This window comes from Allomuricauda sp. F6463D (assembly GCF_023015965.1).
Taxonomy (GTDB): Bacteria; Bacteroidota; Bacteroidia; order Flavobacteriales; family Flavobacteriaceae; genus Flagellimonas.
Window position 1 is genome coordinate 1,162,192 of the sequence record NZ_JALKAN010000002.1, and the last position, 20,347, is coordinate 1,182,538.

19 protein-coding genes are annotated in these 20,347 nt (G+C 37.5%); 12 read left to right on the plus strand and 7 right to left on the minus strand.

Annotated elements, in window-relative coordinates; all coding sequences use genetic code 11:
- Positions 1-158: 158 nt before the first annotated feature.
- The 3 genes from MWU56_RS13580 to lysS all read right to left on the minus strand — a co-directional run bounded on the left by MWU56_RS13580 (position 159) and on the right by lysS (position 6,529).
- Positions 159-1,589: an SLC13 family permease gene (locus MWU56_RS13580; protein WP_247045172.1), complete on the minus strand. Its 1,431-nt coding sequence runs from the start codon at positions 1,587-1,589 to the stop codon at positions 159-161.
- 156 nt (positions 1,590-1,745) lie between these two features.
- The gene (locus MWU56_RS13585; protein WP_247045174.1) at positions 1,746-4,676 is read right to left on the minus strand and encodes a TonB-dependent receptor; all 2,931 of its coding nucleotides are present in this window, start codon (positions 4,674-4,676) and stop codon (positions 1,746-1,748) included.
- Between the two features lie 161 nt (positions 4,677-4,837).
- Positions 4,838-6,529: a lysine--tRNA ligase gene (gene lysS / locus MWU56_RS13590; RefSeq protein WP_247045176.1), complete on the minus strand. Its 1,692-nt coding sequence runs from the start codon at positions 6,527-6,529 to the stop codon at positions 4,838-4,840.
- Positions 6,530-6,732: 203 nt separating this feature from the next.
- Here lysS and MWU56_RS13595 point away from each other — a divergent pair, with 203 nt between their 5' ends.
- From MWU56_RS13595 to MWU56_RS13650, 12 genes are all read left to right on the plus strand, one after another.
- Complete coding sequence (locus MWU56_RS13595; RefSeq protein ID WP_247045178.1) at positions 6,733-6,888, plus strand: YqaE/Pmp3 family membrane protein; 156 nt, start codon at positions 6,733-6,735, stop codon at positions 6,886-6,888.
- Between the two features lie 8 nt (positions 6,889-6,896).
- Complete coding sequence (locus tag MWU56_RS13600) at positions 6,897-7,631, plus strand: hypothetical protein (RefSeq protein ID WP_247045180.1); 735 nt, start codon at positions 6,897-6,899, stop codon at positions 7,629-7,631.
- A gap of 25 nt (positions 7,632-7,656) precedes the next feature.
- Positions 7,657-8,373 (plus strand): lipoyl(octanoyl) transferase LipB, encoded by a 717-nt coding sequence (lipB, locus tag MWU56_RS13605; RefSeq protein WP_247045182.1) that lies wholly within the window; start codon positions 7,657-7,659, stop codon positions 8,371-8,373.
- Positions 8,374-8,530: 157 nt separating this feature from the next.
- Positions 8,531-9,556, plus strand: coding sequence for an HNH endonuclease (locus MWU56_RS13610; protein WP_247045185.1), 1,026 nt, complete (start codon positions 8,531-8,533; stop codon positions 9,554-9,556).
- 342 nt (positions 9,557-9,898) lie between these two features.
- A complete protein-coding gene (locus tag MWU56_RS13615) occupies positions 9,899-10,582 on the plus strand; it encodes a hypothetical protein (protein ID WP_247045187.1) in 684 nt (227 codons plus the stop codon).
- A 420-nt stretch (positions 10,583-11,002) separates the two neighbouring features.
- Positions 11,003-11,629 (plus strand): porin family protein, encoded by a 627-nt coding sequence (locus MWU56_RS13620; protein ID WP_247045189.1) that lies wholly within the window; start codon positions 11,003-11,005, stop codon positions 11,627-11,629.
- A 26-nt stretch (positions 11,630-11,655) separates the two neighbouring features.
- On the plus strand, positions 11,656-12,114 hold the full coding sequence (locus tag MWU56_RS13625) for a lipocalin family protein (protein WP_247045190.1): 459 nt from the start codon (positions 11,656-11,658) through the stop codon (positions 12,112-12,114).
- Positions 12,115-12,157: 43 nt separating this feature from the next.
- Positions 12,158-12,697 (plus strand): hypothetical protein, encoded by a 540-nt coding sequence (locus tag MWU56_RS13630; protein ID WP_247045192.1) that lies wholly within the window; start codon positions 12,158-12,160, stop codon positions 12,695-12,697.
- A 412-nt stretch (positions 12,698-13,109) separates the two neighbouring features.
- Positions 13,110-13,736, plus strand: coding sequence for a porin family protein (locus tag MWU56_RS13635; RefSeq protein WP_247045195.1), 627 nt, complete (start codon positions 13,110-13,112; stop codon positions 13,734-13,736).
- Positions 13,737-13,780: 44 nt separating this feature from the next.
- Positions 13,781-14,137: an RDD family protein gene (locus MWU56_RS13640; RefSeq protein WP_247045197.1), complete on the plus strand. Its 357-nt coding sequence runs from the start codon at positions 13,781-13,783 to the stop codon at positions 14,135-14,137.
- Positions 14,138-14,156: 19 nt separating this feature from the next.
- Entirely contained in the window at positions 14,157-14,384 is a 228-nt protein-coding gene (locus MWU56_RS13645; RefSeq protein ID WP_247045199.1) for a hypothetical protein, read from the plus strand.
- 111 nt (positions 14,385-14,495) lie between these two features.
- A complete protein-coding gene (locus MWU56_RS13650; RefSeq protein WP_247045201.1) occupies positions 14,496-15,035 on the plus strand; it encodes a hypothetical protein in 540 nt (179 codons plus the stop codon).
- Between the two features lie 63 nt (positions 15,036-15,098).
- Here MWU56_RS13650 and MWU56_RS13655 read toward each other — a convergent pair whose 3' ends face one another.
- From MWU56_RS13655 to MWU56_RS13670, 4 genes are all read right to left on the minus strand, one after another.
- Positions 15,099-15,791: a hypothetical protein gene (locus tag MWU56_RS13655; protein WP_247045202.1), complete on the minus strand. Its 693-nt coding sequence runs from the start codon at positions 15,789-15,791 to the stop codon at positions 15,099-15,101.
- Between the two features lie 19 nt (positions 15,792-15,810).
- Positions 15,811-17,127 carry an OmpA family protein gene (locus MWU56_RS13660; RefSeq protein ID WP_247045204.1) on the minus strand — a complete coding sequence of 439 codons (1,317 nt, stop codon included), beginning with the start codon at positions 17,125-17,127 and terminating at the stop codon, positions 15,811-15,813.
- A 118-nt stretch (positions 17,128-17,245) separates the two neighbouring features.
- Positions 17,246-19,699, minus strand: coding sequence for a ribonuclease HII (locus MWU56_RS13665; protein WP_247045206.1), 2,454 nt, complete (start codon positions 19,697-19,699; stop codon positions 17,246-17,248).
- Positions 19,700-19,728: 29 nt separating this feature from the next.
- Entirely contained in the window at positions 19,729-20,325 is a 597-nt protein-coding gene (locus MWU56_RS13670; RefSeq protein WP_247045208.1) for a ribonuclease HII, read from the minus strand.
- Between the last annotated feature and the right edge of the window lie 22 nt (positions 20,326-20,347).

Sequence of the window (20,347 nt, forward strand, 5' to 3'; positions counted from 1 at the left end):
CAATAAATTTCACAAAAAAGGGTTTTAACTTTATGCCTAACAAAGAGTTACGAGTATCTTTTTAAGATAGCGTAATGTTAGTTTAAGTTAGTTTTTACATTTTTTTGAGTTAGTTAGTTTGTAAAAATGCTCTTCTGCCCAGAAGGGCATTTTTAGTTTTAGAACAGTAGTGGAATCACAAACTGAAACATAAGTATAAGCAATGCCACAGCAATAAGGTTCAGCAAAACGCCAACTCGCGCCATTTGTGGAATTTTTACATAGCCGCTAGCAAATACAATGGCATTCGGCGGGGTGGCCATAGGCAACATAAAGGCACAGCTACTAGCAATGGTAACTGGAATCAGTAAATGAAGCATTGGGATATCAAGCCCAATCGCTATACCGGCCACAACTGGAGCCAAAACAGCAACTAGGGCTACGTTGCTCATCAATTCCGTCATAAACAGCATTAAGAAAATCAATAATGCCGCCGTGAACAAAATACTTATGTCACTTTGGGCAATTCCGGTGGCGACCAGATCAACAATTCCACTGGTTGACATTCCTTGGGCCAATGCAAGCCCTCCACCAAATAGGATTAAAATTCCCCAAGCCAGTTTGGAGGTATCTTTCCATGTGATTATAAAATCTGCTTTTTTAATATTGTAAGGGATGGCAAAAAGTGCTACGGCAGCAAAAATACTGATCATAGTATCCGTTATTCCCAAATTTGGAAAAATACTATTGATCAGTGTCCTGAAGATCCATAGAAAAACAGTTACGCCAAAAATGACCAAGACCATTTTTTCCTTGCCCGTCGTTGTCCCCAACTTTTTAAGCTCGGCATAGATCACGTCTTTTGAAGCGTTGAATTTTAAATCGCGGTTAGGAAACATCAATTTTACCAATACTAAATAACTGATGGCAATCATGATGATAGAAAATGGCAACCCGATGGTCATCCATTTTAAAAAAGATATTTCGGTATTGTATTCGTTTTCGAGCAATCCAATCAATACAGAGTTTGGGGGTGTACCTATTACTGTGGCTATACCTCCTGCATTTGCTGAAAAAGCAATACCGAGCATCACACTTAAAGCAAAATTTTGGTCACTTTTTGTAAAACCATCTTCATCATCGATCAATAGATTAATAACTGAAATGGCAATGGGAAGCATAACCACCGTACTCGCTGTGTTACTGATCCACATGCTCAAGGTGGCAGTGGCAATCATAAACCCTAAAATAACTTTGTTGGGAGTAGTACCTGTAAGCCTGATAATATTGAGCGCAATGCGACGGTGGAGGTTTACTTTCTCCAAGGCCAAAGCCATCACAAATCCTCCAAAGAAAAGGAAAACAATGGGGCTGCCATAGTTGGCACCGACCTCTGCAATTGGTAATACTTTTAAAATAGGGAGTAGCAGTAAGGGAAGTAATGCGGTTACCGATATGGATACCGCTTCAGTAATCCACCAGATCAGCATCCAAGCAGCTATTGAAATTACGGGGTCGCCTTTTTCCGATATCAATTCAAAAGGCAATAGGTTTAAAATAAGAAAGGCGACCGGCCCCAAGATCAGCCCAATTTTTTTGCTTAGCTCCATTGGGGTTCTAAGCTATGCTTTTTTGTTAAAACATAAAAATATAAGTACTCAACTTGTAATCAGAAATCCATAATTGCGTGGGTGCAATATGTCCAGAAAAGAAAAAGCCCCAAAAAATGGGGCTTATATAATATGATTGTGAAAAAATGGGATTACTTACTTTAAAGTAAGGCTGATTCTTCCAAAGAGAAACCTACCGCCAATACCGAATTGTTGCGCCCTTCTGGACCAATCAAAACGTCCGTCACTTCGGTTATTTCCACCATCAGCCAAAGTTTCGGCTGCCCTATCGGGATAAATGTCGAGCAAGTTGTTCGCTCCAACGGTGAAGGTAAGTGAAGGAGTGGCTTTATAACCAATAGATAAATCGGTAACCAATTGGGTGCCGAATACTTGTTGTCTATCTATATTGGTAGTAGCTTCTGTAACTTCTCCAAAGTATACATTTCTTACAAAGACAATTAACTTGTCCGATGTTAAGCTATTGGATAGGTTTATCTTAGTTCTAGGAACAGCCTCTTCCAAGTACACCCTACTATCTTCTGGAAAATAAGTATCTACCAACCCTGCATTTTCCAAAACTTCTGAGGCATTTATGTCGCCCACTTGCTGTGTTTTTGAAAAAGTACCAGCCAAATCAGATTTTAAATTCCACTTATCACTAAGCTGTGCCTTATGCGTAATAACCACATCCAACCCTTTGGATTCGGTGTCAATGGCATTGGCAAAGAAAGATGCTGCGGTAGCACCTGCTTGCCTAAGAAGATTATTTAGTTCTAATTGAGCTCCAGAAAAAACAGGATTCCCATTTAGATCTTCAATTACATCACCATTATCATCAGTATCTGGACTTGCTTCAAATTGACCTGTATAAACTACCCTATCATTGATTTTAACAAAATAGCCATCTACCGTAAAGGTTAGGTTGGCATCTGGAATTTTGGCTGTAAACCCTAAACTTACACTGCTGGATGTTTCTTCTTTAAGTTGTGGTATGCCCAAAAGTTTTGCGGCCCTACTATCATTCGCAAAGGTACCAACTTCTTGTGGGTTTCCATTCTGGTCAAAAATTGTTGATGTGGAATTAAAATTGATTTGATGTAACGAAGGAGCTCGGAACCCTGTGTTTCCAGCAGCACGAATATTTATATTGTCTGTAATTTTGTAACGGGTAGCCAATTTAAAATTAATGGTGGATCCAAAATCGCTATAATCTTCAAATCTAGTGGCAAAACTTGCCAAAAATCTTTCTGAGAAATCAGCTTCTACATCAAAATACCCTGCAACACTACTTCTAGCTCTAGAGAGTTCGTTATCTGGACTAAAACCAGGAAAAACTTGGGACCCTTTTGGTCTTGGGTCTCCAAAGAAATCTCGGGAAGGTTCTTGTGAGGCTATGGTTATGACCTGTCCATCTGCAGTGTATTGTGCGTAGGATGCCTCTTCACCCGCTTCAATATTATAGTTTTCAACTCTATATTCCGCTCCAAACGCCACGTTTAAACCTGACATTACATCATCAAAAAATTGATTGACGTCTAAGTTGGTGGTGTTTTGACTAAAAGAAAATCCCCCTGCATCAAAAATAGTGGGAGAAGAACTTTGCAAGGATGCGTTGAAGGTATTCCCTATAGTGTATAAGAAGGCGTTTTTCCCGTAGGTATTGCTAAAATCCACATTCCAATCACCAACCATACCTTTTATGCCTGCGGATAAAGAATGATCTCTGATAGCAGAATTGATTTCAGGTAAAAAGCCATTTATATAGGCTGGGGTGAATGTTCTGTTTTCACTGGGAAGTCTATAGAATCCAGCAGAATTTCCTGTTCTTGAGCTAATACCCGCAAAAGAGTATATCTCAGTACCCTTATCATCCAAGGGTAAGGAAAAGTTGGTGAAGAATCTACCGCCGCGCAAGGCAGATTGGCCTACGCGCATATTAAAATCGCTTCTTTTGAGCCCTCTTGCAGCCAATTCCGCTTCGGTATTATCTGCAGATAGGATAGGTTGAAGTTCTGCTTTGGTCATGGCCCCATTCAAGTTAATATTGGCCTGATTTGCATACTGGATTACATCAGTAACATCGTCGTCCAATAAATTGGCCAGATCATAACCATCAGCACCTGCAAAACGTTCAACGGTATTGTAAAGATTAAAGACATTGCCTTCCCATTCTTTCATGCGATTATAGTCTTGGCGAACGTCAAAATCACCTGAGAAGGTGATATACCCGCCATTTTCACCAAGAGGCAAACCATAACTGGCTGCAAAGTTTGTTGTTTCACCATCAATGCCACCGGTTTGCTGGTTTGCATTTTTGGAAAAGTTGGCACCGCTTGTAACGGTTGCAGTCAACTCATTTACAGTAGTATTCAAAACAATATTGATAACACCGGCAATGGCATCAGAGCCATATTGGGCCGCTGCACCATCCCTAAGCACTTCAATGCGCTTTATTGCCGCTGCGGGAATTGCGTTTAAATCGGTGCCCACACTGCCTCGTCCAAATGTACCGTTCACGTTGACCAAAGAGGAGGTATGCCTACGTTTACCATTGATCAATACCAACACTTGGTCTGGCCCAAGCCCTCTTAAAGAGGCGGGATCCACGTGGTCTGTTCCATCCGAAATGGTTTGCGTGTTGGAAGTAAACGAAGGAGCTACGTAATTTAATATCTGATTTAAATTTACTTGTGGGGCAACGTTGTTTAGTTCCTTTATGTCAATGACATCCACTGGAACAGTACTTTCCGTTGCTGTTCTATTTGGATTTCTAGAACCGACAACCACTACATTTTCCAGTTCCATACCTGCTTGTAGTGTTACATTTAAATTGTTTCCGGTTACGGTTGCTTCTTGTGTGTTGAAGCCTACGTAGGAAAATACCAAAATGTCGCCATTTTTGGCTTCGATACTGTAGTTTCCATCAAAGTCTGTGATTACCCCAATAGTGGAGCCTTTTAAAAGAACCGATGCTCCGGGCAAAGGCACATTTTGATCATCATAAACGGTTCCTGTTACCTCTTGTGCTCGACCAATAAACGATACCAACAGCACAAAAAGGAATGCTAATTTCATTCTTTTCATTTAAATAGGTTTTAGTAAGATTATTGGGGATAGCTGCTGGAAATTTTCCTCAGATTAGGAGGAAAACTGGGGGAAGATAATACTTTTTTTAAAAACGACGCCCCCTGAATTTATTTTCAAATTCAGGGGGCGTGCTTCTGTATTTTCGTAATTTTTACAGTTTAACCTGTATACTTCACATTAAGCGAATCCTCGGTTTTTTCTACTTTAACAAGTCCGTGCTTGGTTAAACTTTTAATGCTCTTGTCCCATTTTTTATTGCTTAGACCAGTTTTGCTTTTTAGGTCGGCCAAAGCCATTTCTCCTTGTGGTTTAAGGATATCCAATACAACTTTTTCCTCGTCAGTAAGTTCTACCTGCTTTTTCTCTGGTCGCATTTGCGGGAAAAACAGTACTTCTTGAATGGATGAGTTATTCGTCATTAACATTACCAAACGATCTATTCCGATTCCTATTCCAGATGTAGGGGGCATTCCATACTCCAATGCACGCAAAAAATCTTGGTCTATGAACATGGCCTCATCGTCTCCTTTTTCGGATAGCTTGAGCTGATCTTCAAATCGCTCGCGTTGATCAATCGGGTCGTTAAGCTCGGAATAGGCATTGGCCAATTCTTTGCCGTTTACCATGAGTTCAAAACGCTCCGTAAGTCTAGGGTTTGTTCTGTGTTCTTTGGTCAACGGACTCATTTCCTTTGGATAATCAATGATAAATGTAGGCTGAATGTAAAAGTGCTCACATTTTTCGCCAAAAATCTCGTCGATCAATTTACCGACGCCCATGGTTTCATCCACTTCAATGTCCAATTTTTTGGCCACTTCGCGGAGTTCATCTTCTTCCATTCCAGCCACATCATAACCTGTGTGAATTTTTATGGCTTCCAAAATGGGAACTCTTGGGTAAGGTGCTTTAAATTCAATTTCATGGTCACCTACGGTAACCTTGGAACTGCCAGTGGCGTCAACGGCCACTTTTTCCAATAGTTCTTCGGTGGTATCCATCATCCAATTGTAGTCTTTGTATGCCACATAGAGTTCCATTACGGTAAACTCTGGATTGTGGGTACGATCCATACCTTCGTTACGGAAATCTTTAGCAAATTCATACACCCCATCAAAACCTCCAACGATCAATCTTTTTAAATACAATTCGTTGGCAATTCTCAGGTACAATGGAATGTTGAGTGCATTATGGTGCGTTAAAAATGGTCGTGCAGCAGCTCCTCCCGGAATGGGTTGTAAAATAGGGGTCTCTACTTCCAAATACCCTTTTTGATTGTAGAACTCCCGTATGCTGGTGGTGATTTTTGTTCGTTTTATAAAGGTGTCCTTAACATGAGGATTTACCACCAAATCTACATAACGCTGACGGTACCTTTGCTCGGGGTCGTTGAAGGCATCGTACACTTTTCCTTCATCGTTTACCTTTGGTAATGGTAATGGTCTTAAGCTTTTGCTCAACAGTGTGAAGTTTTTTACCATCACGGTTTTTTCACCCACTTGGGTAGTAAAAAGCTCGCCCTCAACACCAATAATATCGCCTATATCCAATAATTTTTTGTATACATCATTGTACAAAGTTTTGTCATCACCAGAACAGATTTCGTCTCGATTAAAATAGACTTGGATACGTCCTTCGCTGTCTTGTAGTTCGGCAAATGAGGCTTTTCCTTGGATTCTTCGCGACATCAACCTACCGGAAATCACGACTTTCTTTCCCTCTTCAAAATCATTCTTGATGCTCTTGGAAGTGGCATCAACAGGATATAATGCTGCTGGATATGGATTGATACCCATTTCCTTTAATTTGGTCAATTTTTCCCTTCGAACGATTTCTTGTTCCGATAGTTGCATAGTCTATAAAAAATTTAAAGCGCAAAATTACACTTTTGCGCTTTAAATCCTTGCCTTGAGCCAGTTTATTGTATGTGTTTTGGTGATGAGAGATCAATAAAACATTTCAGATGTAACTACTTTTTATCCCAATGGCCTATTAATCGTGTAACAAAATCTATAAATTGACTACTAATATAGTACATCAATCAAAATATATATTCATGAGTATTTGGAGAGTATTGCTTGCCATATTTTTTCCTCCGCTTTCCGTAATCGGGAAAGGTTGTGGGTCATTCCTTATTGTATTACTTTTGACCCTTTGTGGATGGGTTCCCGGGGTTATTGGGGCCTTGGTCATATTAAACAAAACTAACTGATTTTTTTTATGAAAAGAACCCAAATCTTTTTTATGGCAATGGTTGTTGCCCTAGTCTGTTCATGTAATTTTACGGAAGAAATTTACTTTAACGAAGATGGTACCGGTAGGCTAAATATTAGTTTTGACGGTAATGAAATGTTTGGAATGTTACCAGCAGATTCTACAAGAACCAATGAGGTGATAGACTCCACGTTAGTTTTCAAGGAAATGCTGGTAGAGAAAAGAGATAGTATTTCCATGCTTTCTGCTAAAGAACAAGAAAATTTAAAACGTTTGGAGCCCTTTAGTCTTCGGATGCAAATGAACGAAGCTGAAGAGTTGATGCTTTTTGATATGTTTGCTGATTTTGAAGATATATCAGAAATGAACAATGCCTTTAATACTTTTCAAAGTGCAGCGGCGGTTGGGCCTAGTGCTGGCTCCAAACCCATGCCAAACGGAGCTGAAAATGAGGCGACAAAAGTATCCTATGAGTTTAATGACAACAAATTCAGACGTGTAGCTAAAATTGTTGATCAAGAGATGTTTGAGAGAAGCAAGGATAGTTTGCAAAGTGCAGAGATGTTTCTCGGCTCTTCCAATTATACATTTAAATACCACTTTCCAAGACGAATAAAAGAAACAAATTTGGAGGAAGCTACCTTTTCAATGGACGGTAAAACGTTGATTTATAAAGTTAATTTTCTTGATGTTTTAAAAGATCCTGAAGCTTTTTTGATTGAAGTGGAGTTAGAGGACTAGACTTCCTATTTTGTATTTTTGTGGGATGAACAAGAAAGTCGCCATACAAGAGTTGGGATTAAAAGACTACAAGGAAACTTGGGATTATCAAGAGGCACTCTTTAAAAACATTGTGGACATTAAGGTGCGCAACCGACGGGAGAATGCCGGCCTTGAGACCCCAAACCATTTTTTGTTCGTGGAGCACCCGCATGTGTACACTTTGGGTAAAAGTGGGGACATCAACAATTTGTTGGTGGATGAACAAAAACTTGCGGAAAAAGGGGCTACTTTTTATAAAATCAACCGAGGAGGGGATATTACCTATCATGGTCCCGGACAGGTGGTGGGCTATCCCATTTTAGATTTAGACAATTTTTTTACGGACATACACAAATACCTTCGTTTTTTAGAAGAAATGGTGATTCTCACTTTAGCCGAATATGGCATAAAAGGGGAGCGCTCAAAAGGTGAAACCGGGGTTTGGTTGGATGTGGGCACTCCATTTGCCCGTAAAATATGCGCTATGGGCGTGCGTGCCAGCCGTTGGGTGACCATGCATGGTTTTGCCTTAAACGTAAACACTGATCTAGGCTATTTTGACATGATGATTCCCTGTGGTATCAAAGACAAGGCGGTTACTTCCCTGAATGTGGAACTTGGACAAAAGGAAGTGGATGTGTCAGCAGTGAAAGAAAAATTACTAAATCATTTTACCGCTCTTTTTGAAGCGGAATTGATTAGGGAAGAGGCTGGGACTTAGATTATCTTTTATCTGCCAACTCAAAAGCACCATTCATCAATTGTCGGTGGAATTTAAACGAGAAAAATGCTAACTTCACTTATCGGTCGATATAATTCATTTAAAAACGAATCATATCTTAAACGTTGTATGCAATAAAACCAAACATCGACAATAAATGAACAATAGAGAAAAAAGAGAATTTATTTTCAAAATCTACTCTGATAATTTTCAATCTATTATCGATAACACCAAACTAAAAAATACTTACGATAAAGATTATGGTTATTATTGTCCACTTTGTACAAACCATTTTACTAAAAAGCATTTACACGATAAAACACTAACTCTTGAACATAATCCACCGAAATCACTTGGCGGAAAAGGGACAATTTTAACTTGTAAAAAATGTAATTCTAAATCTGGTCATAGCATTGATGTGGAATTAGCAAATGCTTTAAAAACTTCTGATGCATATTCATTTAAACCTAATTCGGAATTTAAGACAAACTTTACGAATGAACATACCGGAAATAAAGGTGTTAATGCTAAAATTAAAATTGATGAAGATGGTGAGTTCATAATAAATGTTGATAGTAAAAATAACAATCCGAAAACATCCAAAAGATTTTTTGATAGCGCAACACAAACTTATCACAACCCAATATTTGCAACGGATTTAAAGAATATTGGATGGCAAAAAAAGCTGTCTTTTAGTTTTCCTAAACCAGAACCTTTAAACGAAAACATTTTAAAAATTTCATTGCTGAAGATTGCTTATTTAAAAGCATTTGAGAAACTTGGTTATATCTTTTTGTTCAGCAAGAATATGCAAATTGTTCGCAAGCAATTAGATAATCCCGAAAAGGAAATTATAAAACCGCCATTTTGGATTAATTATGATTTCCCAGATGATAAACTTGGAGTAAATATTATTACGAAGCCAAGAGACTTAAGAGCCTTTCTAATTATATTTGATTTAAAGACAAGTTCAGACAAATACAGATTTGCAATAGTTCTTCCTGGATTAGGAGAAGATGATGATAAAATTTATGATATTTTATCTGACCAATTGACTAATGGAGAAGGTTTCTTAAACTGTGAATTAAATAATTATATTAACTTTCACTACGACATTAAAAAAGCAGAAGAAACATTCAAACTTGTTCGTTATTGGGACGAAATAATTGAAAAAATGGAATGAAATTATTGCACACAGCAACGTGCATAGCTCATTGATAATCATCTGATTAATCGAAGTTAAGGCATATTTGGAAAGTCGCTAAATTTTTAAATTTGACGATTTCCAATAAAAAAAATAAATAGTAAAATTTAAAAATCTGGCTTGTGCTTAAACAGAAAATAATTCTATAATTTGCACGCTACGAGCCATATACAAGACCGATAAGTGTAACTCCAACAAACCCTTGTCCTAAAAATTCTTATCTTACTACTGTACTAAATAGGTTCTTGTAGCACAAACCAGAGGTTAAATTTAGATTCTGCTCGCTAGCTTCCCTATTTTCGATAACTAAATTACTATACCATGAAACAATTTATCACAGTAATTGCCTTAACAGGAGTTTTGATTTCCTGCAAGAATACAGGCGAAAACAAAAAAGTCACAGAAGAAACCGCTATTTCAGAAACAGTAGAGGATACCACAACCGATCAAGTAAATGTAAACTACGTTCCTATTGATTCAGATGAAACCCTGATTGCAGCGTCATTATTGGCCGCTCCGGAGGCAAGCCGGGATGGATGTAAAGTCATAGGGTACAATATGGCAGGTGAGTTTGTGACACTTCGTGAAGGAGATAACGAATTTATAGTGCTCGCGGATGATCCTAAAAAATCTGGATTCAATGCAGCTTGCTATCATAAAAGCTTGGAACCTTTTATGGCACGGGGTAGGGAACTGCGGGCCGAAGGAAAAACAGGACCCGAAATTTTTGATATTAGGGAAGAAGAAGCAAAATCGGGCCAACTGGATATGGGAAAACCAGGGTCTACGCTACATATTTATTTCGGGGAGAGTGATCTGTACAACCCCGAAACTTCTAAAGTACAAGGAGCAAAGTACCGGTATGTAGTTTATTTACCATTTGCTACGGCAGCGTCTACTGGGCTTCCTGAAAACCCTATTGGTTCTAACCATCCATGGATCATGAACCCCGGAACCCACAGAGCTCATATTATGATTTCACCTTTGCCAGAAGATAACGATTGATTCAATAAAAAAGAGGCTGTCTAAAATGTCGGTTTTCGTCAACATGAACTAGTTTCAGGTTCTCATAATGATTTAGTTATCAATATGATGGGATTCTGAAACTAGTTCAGAATGACGTATTTCAATATTTTTTAGACAGCCTCTTCTGTTTTTGCAAAGTATATACTTCATTTGTTGCTTAGGGTGAGCATCTTACTGCTTATTAGCTTGCCCTTTTTTATTATAGGATTCTTGTTTTACCATACCAATCTAATATTTACACCTATTATATAGGTGATTTTCATTTGTCCGTCAATTGAGAAAGGGCATCCGTCAATTTGCGGCATAATTTCCTTGCCAAACTTGTTACTTTCCCCGTCAAAACAGAATAAGTTGTGCTTACCTGTCACTTAAAAAGTATAGCTAATTTAATATCAAGGAATGAAAAAAATTAACCTACTCATTGCACTATTAATTTGTATTACCGCATCAGCACAATTGGATAATACCTTTGGTATTAAGGCAGGAACCAATTATTCTCAATTTAGACCAGATGTGGAATACTATGGAGAAAAAGTTCAGGACTTTCAAGGAAAAATCGGCTATTATATTGGTGGGTTTTTTAATGTCAGAATTTCAGATAAGACAAGTATAAGGCCTGAATTACTACTTGCAAATCAAGGAACAACTTTAAATGAAATTTATAGCGAATTCTTATATGGAGAAGAAGGTGAAGTTGTAAACAAGGTAAATGAGTTAGTGATTTTATTGCCCATTAACTTTAGGTTTGAATTGATTGAATCCTTTTTTCTTGAAGTTGGTATACAGCCAGGATATGCACTGAAAAGAACAATAGTTGCAAAGAAAGTTTCTTTCGAACCTTCATGGGAGGGGGAAAAGACGACGTATTCCAATTTTGATAGATTTGATTTTGGTCTGAATGGTGGCCTAGGTTTTGATCTTACCGATCAATTGGAGTTGAACTTGAGATATAGTTACGGATTGATAGAGCGAGATAATACAATCAAAACCTCCGTGATTAGTTTTGGGCTAGGATTTAACTTATAACAAACCACTGCAAAAATAAAAGGAAAATGGAAAGATTTATAATATGTTTTTTGGCATTATTAGTTGTTGCATGCAGCAAAGATGAAGCAAGCGATTCAAAGCAAAACGATTTGCTTATTGGTACATGGATGGAGTCTAGCAGTAGTGTTGTGGTCAATGATGGTACAGATGAGTTTTTTCCGTATGATGATTACTGTACACTTCAAAGTCGCTTTATCTTCAATAAGGATGGAAGCTTTAAAGTAGAAACATTTGATGGTACGCAAAATGATTGCTTTAGTACAGGGGTTACTACAGGTACTTGGGAAAATCAAGGTGAATCGTATAATTTTAAAATTATTTCAGATACCTCGGATACATCTGATGAAGGAAGTAGTGCCAATATTACTATTCAATTCCCTGATTCTGATACCATGCGCTGGATTTTTAATCCAAGTACTCAGGATGAAGGGTACACTTACGAAGAGTATACAAGAGTAAATTAGAATAAGCAAGAACATAAAAATCAATCAAACACAATCATAAATTATGAAACAATTAAAAGTTTGTCTTTTAGCCTTTTTAGTAATGGCCTGCAGCAAAGATGACACCGCTTCAGATTTGCCTTTGGATGAGCAACTGTTGGGCAAGTGGACAATGACGAATTACTATGATGACCACTATTTTGTACAAGATGAATATGGGATTATAGAACAAATTGTCCCTGATGAAACGGATTATGAAATTGAGTTTATCGATAATCCCAAAGAAATAAAGACTACAGGCTTTTTAAAATATAATTGGGGAGAATATGAAATAGTCAATGGGGAAAAAGTGGTTGAAAATCTAGATGGGTTCAATACTTGGCAAGGTGACGAAGGAGATGGTTTGCACACGGGTACTTGGAGAATTGAAAATGGAAAACTAATATCTACAGATGTTAGCCAACAAGGACCAGATGAGTTTGAAGAGTATTCTATTATATCATCGATAGAATTGAAAGGTGATGTTTTAACATTGACTATCGATAACTCCCAGTTTGGGTCGCATTTAACAGGGGAAATAATTATTGAATATAAGAGGCTATAAAATTTCTGTAGAAGTTAAAAAGAAGCTGTCCAAAATGTCGGTTTTCGTCAACCTGAACTAGTTTCAGGTTCTCGTAATGATTTAGTTGTCAATATGATGGGGTTCTGAAACTAGTTCAGAATGACGTATTTCAATATTTTTTAGACAGCCTCTTCTGTTTTTGCAAAGTATATATATCATTTGTTGCTTAGGGTGAGCATCTTACTGCTTATCAGCTTGCCCTTTTTGTTATAGGATTCCTGTTTTACCATGCCAATCCAATACTTACACCTATCATGTAAGTGATTTTCATTTGTTCGTCAATTGAGAAAGGGCATCTGTCAATTTGCGGCATAATTTCCTTGCCAAACTTGTTACTTTCGTCGCCCGAATCGAACAGGTTTAAAAATTATAAATAATTTAAAATCAAGGAATGAAGAAAATTAGCCTACTTATTGCACTATTAATTTGTGTTACTGCATCAGCACAATTGGATAATACCTTTGGTATTAAGGCAGGAACCAATTATTCTCAGTATACAACGGATTTTGATACCTACAAAAGAAAAATCGGCTATTATGTTGGCGGGTTTTTCAATATCAGTATTTCAGATAAGACAAGTATAAGGCCTGAATTACTATTGGCTAACCAAGGAACAAAAACTTCAATAGAAATTAATAATGATTTTAACGGTGGTGCACCAGTGATAGCGGAAGGTGAAATTGTTACCAATATAAATCAATTGATGATTTTATTGCCTGTCAACTTTAGGGTAGAACTGATAGATCGCCTTCATTTGGAATTGGGATTACAGGCAGGCTATGTTGTGAAAATACAGGAAGTCCTCAAAAAGGTTCCTTATGACCCTTCATTGGAAGGTGAAAGGACTAAATATCCACTTTCTGAGTTGGACCGATTTGATTTTGGACTCAATGGAGGTCTAGGCTTTGATCTTACCGATAAATTGGAATTGAACGCAAGGTATAGTTTGGGGTTGATTGAGCTTAACAATTTTTATAAAACCTCCGTGATTAGTTTTGGGCTAGGATTTAAAATATAATATAAAGTAGTGCTTTGTAATATATCAATCTTTGAACAGGCCATATGAAAAAGAGAATTAGGATTTGCAACTTTTTATTGGACTCAATTGTATTCTTCATTGCTGTTGTGTTACTATCAATGATATTGAAAAATCATGTTGAAAGGGAAAGCCTTAAATATTTTATGATTCCATTATACTATGCTTATTATTTTGTTTTTGAGTATACATCCGGTCAAACAATTGGAAAAATGATTACCAAAACTAAAGTTGTTAATGTTAATGAACCCAACAGAGTAGGCGTATTAAATATTTTTTGGAGAACAATCTCAAGACTGATACCCATTGATATTTTGTCATATCTATTTTCAAATAGAGGGATTCATGATATTTTATCTCAAACAGAATTAAAGAAAATTTAAATTAAATATATCATATAAAATGAAAAAGATGAAAAAAGTAATGGCTCTTGGATTGATGGCAATAATGCTTTCAAGTTGTGCAACAATTTTAGGAGGTAAAGTAACCCAGCATCAGAAAACGAAACCAGTTCCAGGAGAACAACAAAGGGAAGTTCGAGTGGTTGCGTTGATAGCAGATCTTGTGTTTTTTTGGCCAGGAGCTATAGTGGATTTTGCTACAGGAGCAATTTACAGACCGAAAAGATGAGCTTATATCCTACTACTTTCTTAAACTAGCCCTGCACGACCATTAAAAATCTCAGTTAAAAGTCTTGGAATAGCAATCAATATGTTACCTATTATAAGAGCAATACAAATAATGAAAAGAGTGACAATGTATTTTTTGGCAATATTAGTTGTTGCCTGCAGCAAAGATGACACCGCTTCAGATTTGCCTTTGGATGAGCAACTGTTGGGCAAATGGATAATGACGAATTACTACAATGATACTTATCTTGTAGAATATCAATATGGAACCATTAAACAAATTGTTCCCGATGAAACGAATTATGCCATTGAGTTTACCGATAATCCCAAAGAAATAAAGACGACCGGGTTTTTACGGTATTCTGTGAAGGAATACGAATTAGTTAATGGGGAAAATGTGTTCGACGGTCCTACAGGGACCAATTTTATGGATGGAGATGATGGAGAAGGGTTTCATACGGGCATCTGGAAAGTCGAAAATGGAATTCTAATTACTACAGGTTTTAACCAAATAGGACCAGATGAGTTTGAAGAGTTTTCCATAATATCAACAATACAATTGAAAGGTAATGTTTTGACATTAACCTTGGACAATGCTCAGTTTGGTTCACATTTGACAGGAGAAATTATTTTGGAATATGTTAGAGATTAATCTAAAACATTAAAAAAAACCGAGGCTCGCACCTCGGTTTTTTTATTTTATAAAGGATATATTTTATTTGTTGAATTCGGAGAGCATCATACTGCTTATTAGCTTGCCCTTTTTATTGTAGGATTCTTGTTTTACCATACCAACACCTTCAGCCAACCATGCACGCGATGGGAAAGTTTGGTTTGTCATCATCATTTTGGTTCGGGTTTCGGTGTAGATTACATAGCAGTCAAATGTGCCGGCCGGAGTGGTCACATTTTCTTTTTTTTCCACTTTGCGGTTAATGGTTTCAATATTGGTGTTCATGTTTATGGCGCCTCCCATCTTCATTTTTACCATCATATTTGCATCTGGCAACTCCTGTCCAACTGTTAGATTATTGGGTAGTTCCACATCGGTTCCCGAAATATCCATTTCAATATCACCCATTTGACTCAGCATTTGTTCGTTCATTAAAGATTTAAAATCAATCTTCACTACATCTCCCTCGCAAACAATAGTATAATCGGAAGTATAGGTTTTCCCTTTACGGTCAACCATTTCCATCAGCATTGTGGCACTTACGTAGTCGCCACTATTTTCTACATTAGTGACGCTATAATTGATTTTTCCTTCTTCCTTACCTTTTTTATCGTAATTGGTATATTGAAAATTGGCGCCGTCCACTAACGGGTAGTAAGTGCTGCAGCTAGCTTGTGAATAGGAATTGTGTATTGCAAATACTGCGAGAAAGAGTAAAAGAAAATGATGTTTCATAGGTGTGGTATACTAGTTATTATAGTTTAATAAATTCAACTCGTCTATTTTGTGCTTTGCCTTGTGCTGTGTCGTTTTCGGCAACAGGTTCCGTTTCTCCTTTTCCTTCTGATTTTAATCTGCTCTCGGAGATTCCGTAAACGGATACCAAGGCTTCTTTAACGGATTCTGCCCTGCTTTTTGAAAGGGCAATATTGTTTTCATCTGAACCATCGGAGTCTGTATGCCCCACAATATTAAGGCTCATGGAGGCATCTTGTTTCAGAACCTGGGAAATTTGCCTAATAATGCCCATGGATTGTGGCAGTATATCAGCCGAACCCGAGTTGAACAAAATTCCATTGGTGGAAATTTTCCCCTCCGCCATGAGTTTTCTGCGCAAATCGACTCCTCCTTCTGCTATTTTTAGATTGCTGATCAGAACTTGTTCCTGTTTTTTTAGCTTATCTATGCCATGGGCGTAAAATTTCACATAATTGACCAATTCAGGATTCACGATGAATTGTGGGAGGTCCACTATTTTGATCTCATTGAGCCAAAGCCGGTATCTGTTTTTATTGACTGCTATGGAAACATGAACTACATCCTGATACATATCCCTTAAATCATGTTGCATGGTATTTTGGATGGGAGAGGGGTCTCCTTTAAAATTATTATCCACTTTAACACCCATTGGAATGTATTGACAGAAGTAAAGACTGGATAATGCATTATTCTCATTCACTTTTAAATTGGAAGTTTCCGACAAATAGATTCGTAAAAAGGCTTGGGAACTGGTTTCACCTGTTAAATTGGTCACTTTCAAATCAAATTCCATAGTGAAATCTTCTGGTAGTGTTGAACCCATGTTCGGAACCGTCAAGCTTTTGTTGGCAATAGAGTACCACTTACCGGGAATTGTCCCTGTTGTAACTATTTCACCAGATCCATTGGTATTCCATTTAGACGGAAAATCACCTATAAACTCATCATTGAAGTCATCAAAGAACAAAGGTTTGTCGCCTGGCACAAAATCAAATTTGCTGTATACTTCAATGGTTTTTGGGCCGGTACTGATAGGGCCTGTTGTAGTTGTGTTTTCGGTGTTGGTTCCTTCGGTATTTCCATTTGTCGGGGTAGTACGTGGGGCTTGTTTTCCACCTGAGCCTGGTTCCAAAATACTATCCAGTGCTTGGTCTGTTTTTTTTGAAGTTTCCCTTTCCACTCGATTTTCAACAGTGCGTTCCGCTGCTCTCTCTGCTTTTTTAGCCAGTTTTTTAAAAAATTGGGCTTCCATGCTGGTGCACAACAATAGGGTAAAGGATAAACAATAGAGTAGTTTGTCGGAGGTTTTCATTTTTATAGCGTTCTAGTTTGTTGATATATGTTCAACAAATTACTAAATACAATTTTATACTCTAGCGAAAGATGTATGTTTCGTACCAACTATTGTATAGGTAGTAGTGGAAACCTTTCTAGTTTATTTTATAAACAATTAAAGAGTTGTCTTGGTCTTTAGCGACCAATTCCAATTTTCTGTCGTTGTCCATATCGGTAATATCGATTATAGAACTTCCAAACACTGGAAAATTTGGAATAGGTTCTGCTTGGCTATCGAACAAATACACCTGATAATTTTGTAGATCTGTAACGCCTACATATATTTTATCATAGATGTAAAAGATTTTTGGTTTTGAATAAACGCCCAATTCCAATTCCACTTTTTTTCCTCTAATACTTAGTATATTATCATCCATAAAAACCAAAGTGTTGCTGGTGGCATAGAAACCGTGGTCCGGATTTAAATTAAAATTAGTGGCGGTAAGTTTACCATTGGTATCAATTTGATGCAGTACGCCCTTTTTATTGGTGACAGAAAACTTGTTCTTGTACAGAAATACCTCGTTGTTGGAAAAATCGATCTTTTCAGACACCTTTATTCGGTCGCTACCCACACGATGTAGAATCCGCAACGTACTATTGTCCTGTTTAAACACTAAATAATCTTTGTTGCTTATCCTAAAATGTTTAGGGGCATCCAATATATTGCTTGTTGCTTCCTTAAAGGTAAACCCGTTTACAATTTTAGCTTGATTATTGTACATATAAACTTTGCGTCCTTGGGTAACCACAAAACGGTAGTTCCTACTTCCATCATAATCAAAGACGGCCAGTGGATTTAGGTTGCCCCCCTCAAAATCAATCTTAAATGGAGGTACTTCCTCGCCATTACGATCCAAAACCAAGAATTGGTCATTGGTGCAAAAGGCCATTTGAAGCTTACCGTTTTTGTAAATATCCACTTGTTGAATATTTCCTTGAATTCTTCCTTCCAACTGTTTTGTCCAAAGTACCTTTCCATTAGCTGAAATTAGATAAAGCACATTGTTTTGGTCCTGTACCACAATTTCTTGCTCTTTGGTCCTATGGTTCTTTACGAACTGAGGGTCGGTCGCTAAATCGGTGTTCAGTTCCAAAGTGAAAAGTGGAGAGACTGTACTACTTTCTTGATTTTTTTTGATTTTGGAAACGAGTATATTGAAATGTCCAAAACCATTGTCCATTACTATTTGTGATGCAAAAACCTGCTCCTTAATATCTTTGTCTTTTATGTTTTCAAATGCCTCTTTAGAAAGGTGCTGTTCCGTAAAAAAATCAATGCCGGAAGCGTTGGAAACAAACAGCATACTGGATTCACTGGCCAAAGATGCCTTTGCGGTTTGAAATACTTGGTCATTATCGAAAGAAGAGGAGCTTTTATGACTGCTTATGATTGTCTGTAATGCTTCTTTGTCTTGCGAAAAAATGAAGCTGTTTTCCAGTAGGGTGCAGTAGTTGGATTCAAAATTCTTCACCAATGGGGTAAAGCCCATTTCAACAAGTTTTTCATCTTGAAGTTCAAGGATTTCACTTCCTTGATAAGTTTGTGAGGCTGTTTTTCGACTGTCCAAATAATCATACAAACTCTCTGTACCATAAGATTTCAGTAGAACCACTTTTTTATTGTTCATATAAATAAGACCAACTTCCTCCACAGTGTTAAAAAGTGAATCACTTTTTTTAACTCTATCCAAATATGTGTTCTGGTTTTCTGCAAAGACTTGGTAATCGTCAAAAGTATAGGAGAGTATGGCTTGGGCGCTCAATGGAGCATACAAAGGTGTTTTGTTGGTCAATGGCGAAGTTCCCTTAAATAAATTGATAAAGTTTTTTGTGGAATCGGGAGCCATGGCCACACCATTTAGGTTTACTTCGTCCGAATTGGCCGAAAAATCCAAAGAAATCCAAGAAGAGAACGGTTTAGATTTATCATTTTCTTCTTTTAACGAAAGTAAGGATGCGTTGCCAATGGGGTTGATGAAGAACGTTGCCGATTTATCTAGTGCGCTCGCCCCGTAAAGCCTCTCTAGGTTGGGGTCTACTGGCGTATTGTTACTCAATCTTACAATGTTTTCCATTAATATCATGGAAGAGCTCATTAATATTGCATTGTTTTTACGCATGCTAAATACTTCCTGATTGTCAACGGTGTATTTGGTCAAGTTGGTTTGCTGATAGGTAAGAGTCTCTACCTTTTTATTGTCTACGCTGTCCACATTGAACAACCCAGAATCATTTTTTGCAACTAAAATATAATCGAAATTGTTCTTGCCTACCTCGTAAAGTGCAAGCACGCAAGTTTGGTCGGTAGAAAGATAGTCCAGGGCATTAATTTTGTCCAATACTTCCTTTGTGTTGGAAAAACCTTCAACAATCGTTAAGAATGAATTGTTTTTGAGCTCACTTTTAAAATTAGTGAGGTTCGTGATCTTTAAAACAAGAGCAGGGTTAGGGGGTAAATGTTCCAATAAGGAATCTTTGGTTGTTACCTCTTTCGTACAGGATGCAATAAAAATGGGGAGCAAACAAAAAAGTACCTTTAATCTCATTCTTGAAGTTTGACACAAAGTTAGGGTTTTTAAATATCCAGTGTCAACTGTTCTGGTAGTTGTCTAAAGCTTTTCCGATGATATTTGGTGAGGCCGTATTGTTTTATGGCTTCACGGTGTTCTTTGGTTGGGTATCCTTTGTTCTTTTTCCAGTTGTACATGGGAAATTCTTCATGGATTTTCTTCATGTATTCGTCCCGAAAGGTCTTTGCCAGTACTGATGCGGCTGCAATGCTCATATATTTCCCGTCTCCTTTAATAATACATTCATGCTCAATATTTGGATAGGACTTAAAACGGTTTCCATCCACAATAATAAAAGAAGGTACAGGATTTAATTTCGCAATTGCCCTATGCATGGCCAAAAAAGAGGCGTTCAGAATATTTAATTCATCAATTTCATCTTCAAAAACATGGCAAATCGAAAAAGAAACTGCTTCTTTTTCCAAAATAGGCCTTAAAAATGATCGTTTCCGCTCCGAAAGTTGTTTGGAGTCATTTAGGATAGTATTTTCAAATTTTTTTGGTAGAATTATCGCTGCAGCGGTCACTGGACCAGCCAGGCAGCCTCTTCCCGCTTCGTCGGTCCCTGCTTCAGTAAAAGAGCGATAACACAATTTTAACATTTTCTATTGAGTTTTAACAGTG

Excerpts from the sequence above, each read along its gene's own strand:
- MWU56_RS13625 (WP_247045190.1), top strand. The coding sequence starts at position 11,656 with ATGGAAAGATTTATAATATGTTTTTTGGCATTATTAGTTGTTGCATGC.
- MWU56_RS13630 (WP_247045192.1), top strand. The coding sequence starts at position 12,158 with ATGAAACAATTAAAAGTTTGTCTTTTAGCCTTTTTAGTAATGGCCTGC.
- MWU56_RS13650 (WP_247045201.1), top strand. The coding sequence starts at position 14,496 with ATGAAAAGAGTGACAATGTATTTTTTGGCAATATTAGTTGTTGCCTGC.
- MWU56_RS13645 (WP_247045199.1), top strand. The coding sequence starts at position 14,157 with ATGAAAAAGATGAAAAAAGTAATGGCTCTTGGATTGATGGCAATAATG.
- MWU56_RS13585 (WP_247045174.1), bottom strand. The coding sequence starts at position 4,676 with ATGAAAAGAATGAAATTAGCATTCCTTTTTGTGCTGTTGGTATCGTTT.
- MWU56_RS13635 (WP_247045195.1), top strand. The coding sequence starts at position 13,110 with ATGAAGAAAATTAGCCTACTTATTGCACTATTAATTTGTGTTACTGCA.
- MWU56_RS13610 (WP_247045185.1), top strand. The coding sequence starts at position 8,531 with ATGAACAATAGAGAAAAAAGAGAATTTATTTTCAAAATCTACTCTGAT.
- MWU56_RS13640 (WP_247045197.1), top strand. The coding sequence starts at position 13,781 with ATGAAAAAGAGAATTAGGATTTGCAACTTTTTATTGGACTCAATTGTA.
- MWU56_RS13615 (WP_247045187.1), top strand. The coding sequence starts at position 9,899 with ATGAAACAATTTATCACAGTAATTGCCTTAACAGGAGTTTTGATTTCC.
- MWU56_RS13580 (WP_247045172.1), bottom strand. The coding sequence starts at position 1,589 with ATGGAGCTAAGCAAAAAAATTGGGCTGATCTTGGGGCCGGTCGCCTTT.
- MWU56_RS13595 (WP_247045178.1), top strand. The coding sequence starts at position 6,733 with ATGAGTATTTGGAGAGTATTGCTTGCCATATTTTTTCCTCCGCTTTCC.
- MWU56_RS13660 (WP_247045204.1), bottom strand. The coding sequence starts at position 17,127 with ATGAAAACCTCCGACAAACTACTCTATTGTTTATCCTTTACCCTATTG.
- lipB (WP_247045182.1), top strand. The coding sequence starts at position 7,657 with ATGAACAAGAAAGTCGCCATACAAGAGTTGGGATTAAAAGACTACAAG.
- MWU56_RS13620 (WP_247045189.1), top strand. The coding sequence starts at position 11,003 with ATGAAAAAAATTAACCTACTCATTGCACTATTAATTTGTATTACCGCA.
- lysS (WP_247045176.1), bottom strand. The coding sequence starts at position 6,529 with ATGCAACTATCGGAACAAGAAATCGTTCGAAGGGAAAAATTGACCAAA.
- MWU56_RS13600 (WP_247045180.1), top strand. The coding sequence starts at position 6,897 with ATGAAAAGAACCCAAATCTTTTTTATGGCAATGGTTGTTGCCCTAGTC.
- MWU56_RS13670 (WP_247045208.1), bottom strand. The coding sequence starts at position 20,325 with ATGTTAAAATTGTGTTATCGCTCTTTTACTGAAGCAGGGACCGACGAA.
- MWU56_RS13655 (WP_247045202.1), bottom strand. The coding sequence starts at position 15,791 with ATGAAACATCATTTTCTTTTACTCTTTCTCGCAGTATTTGCAATACAC.
- MWU56_RS13665 (WP_247045206.1), bottom strand. The coding sequence starts at position 19,699 with ATGAGATTAAAGGTACTTTTTTGTTTGCTCCCCATTTTTATTGCATCC.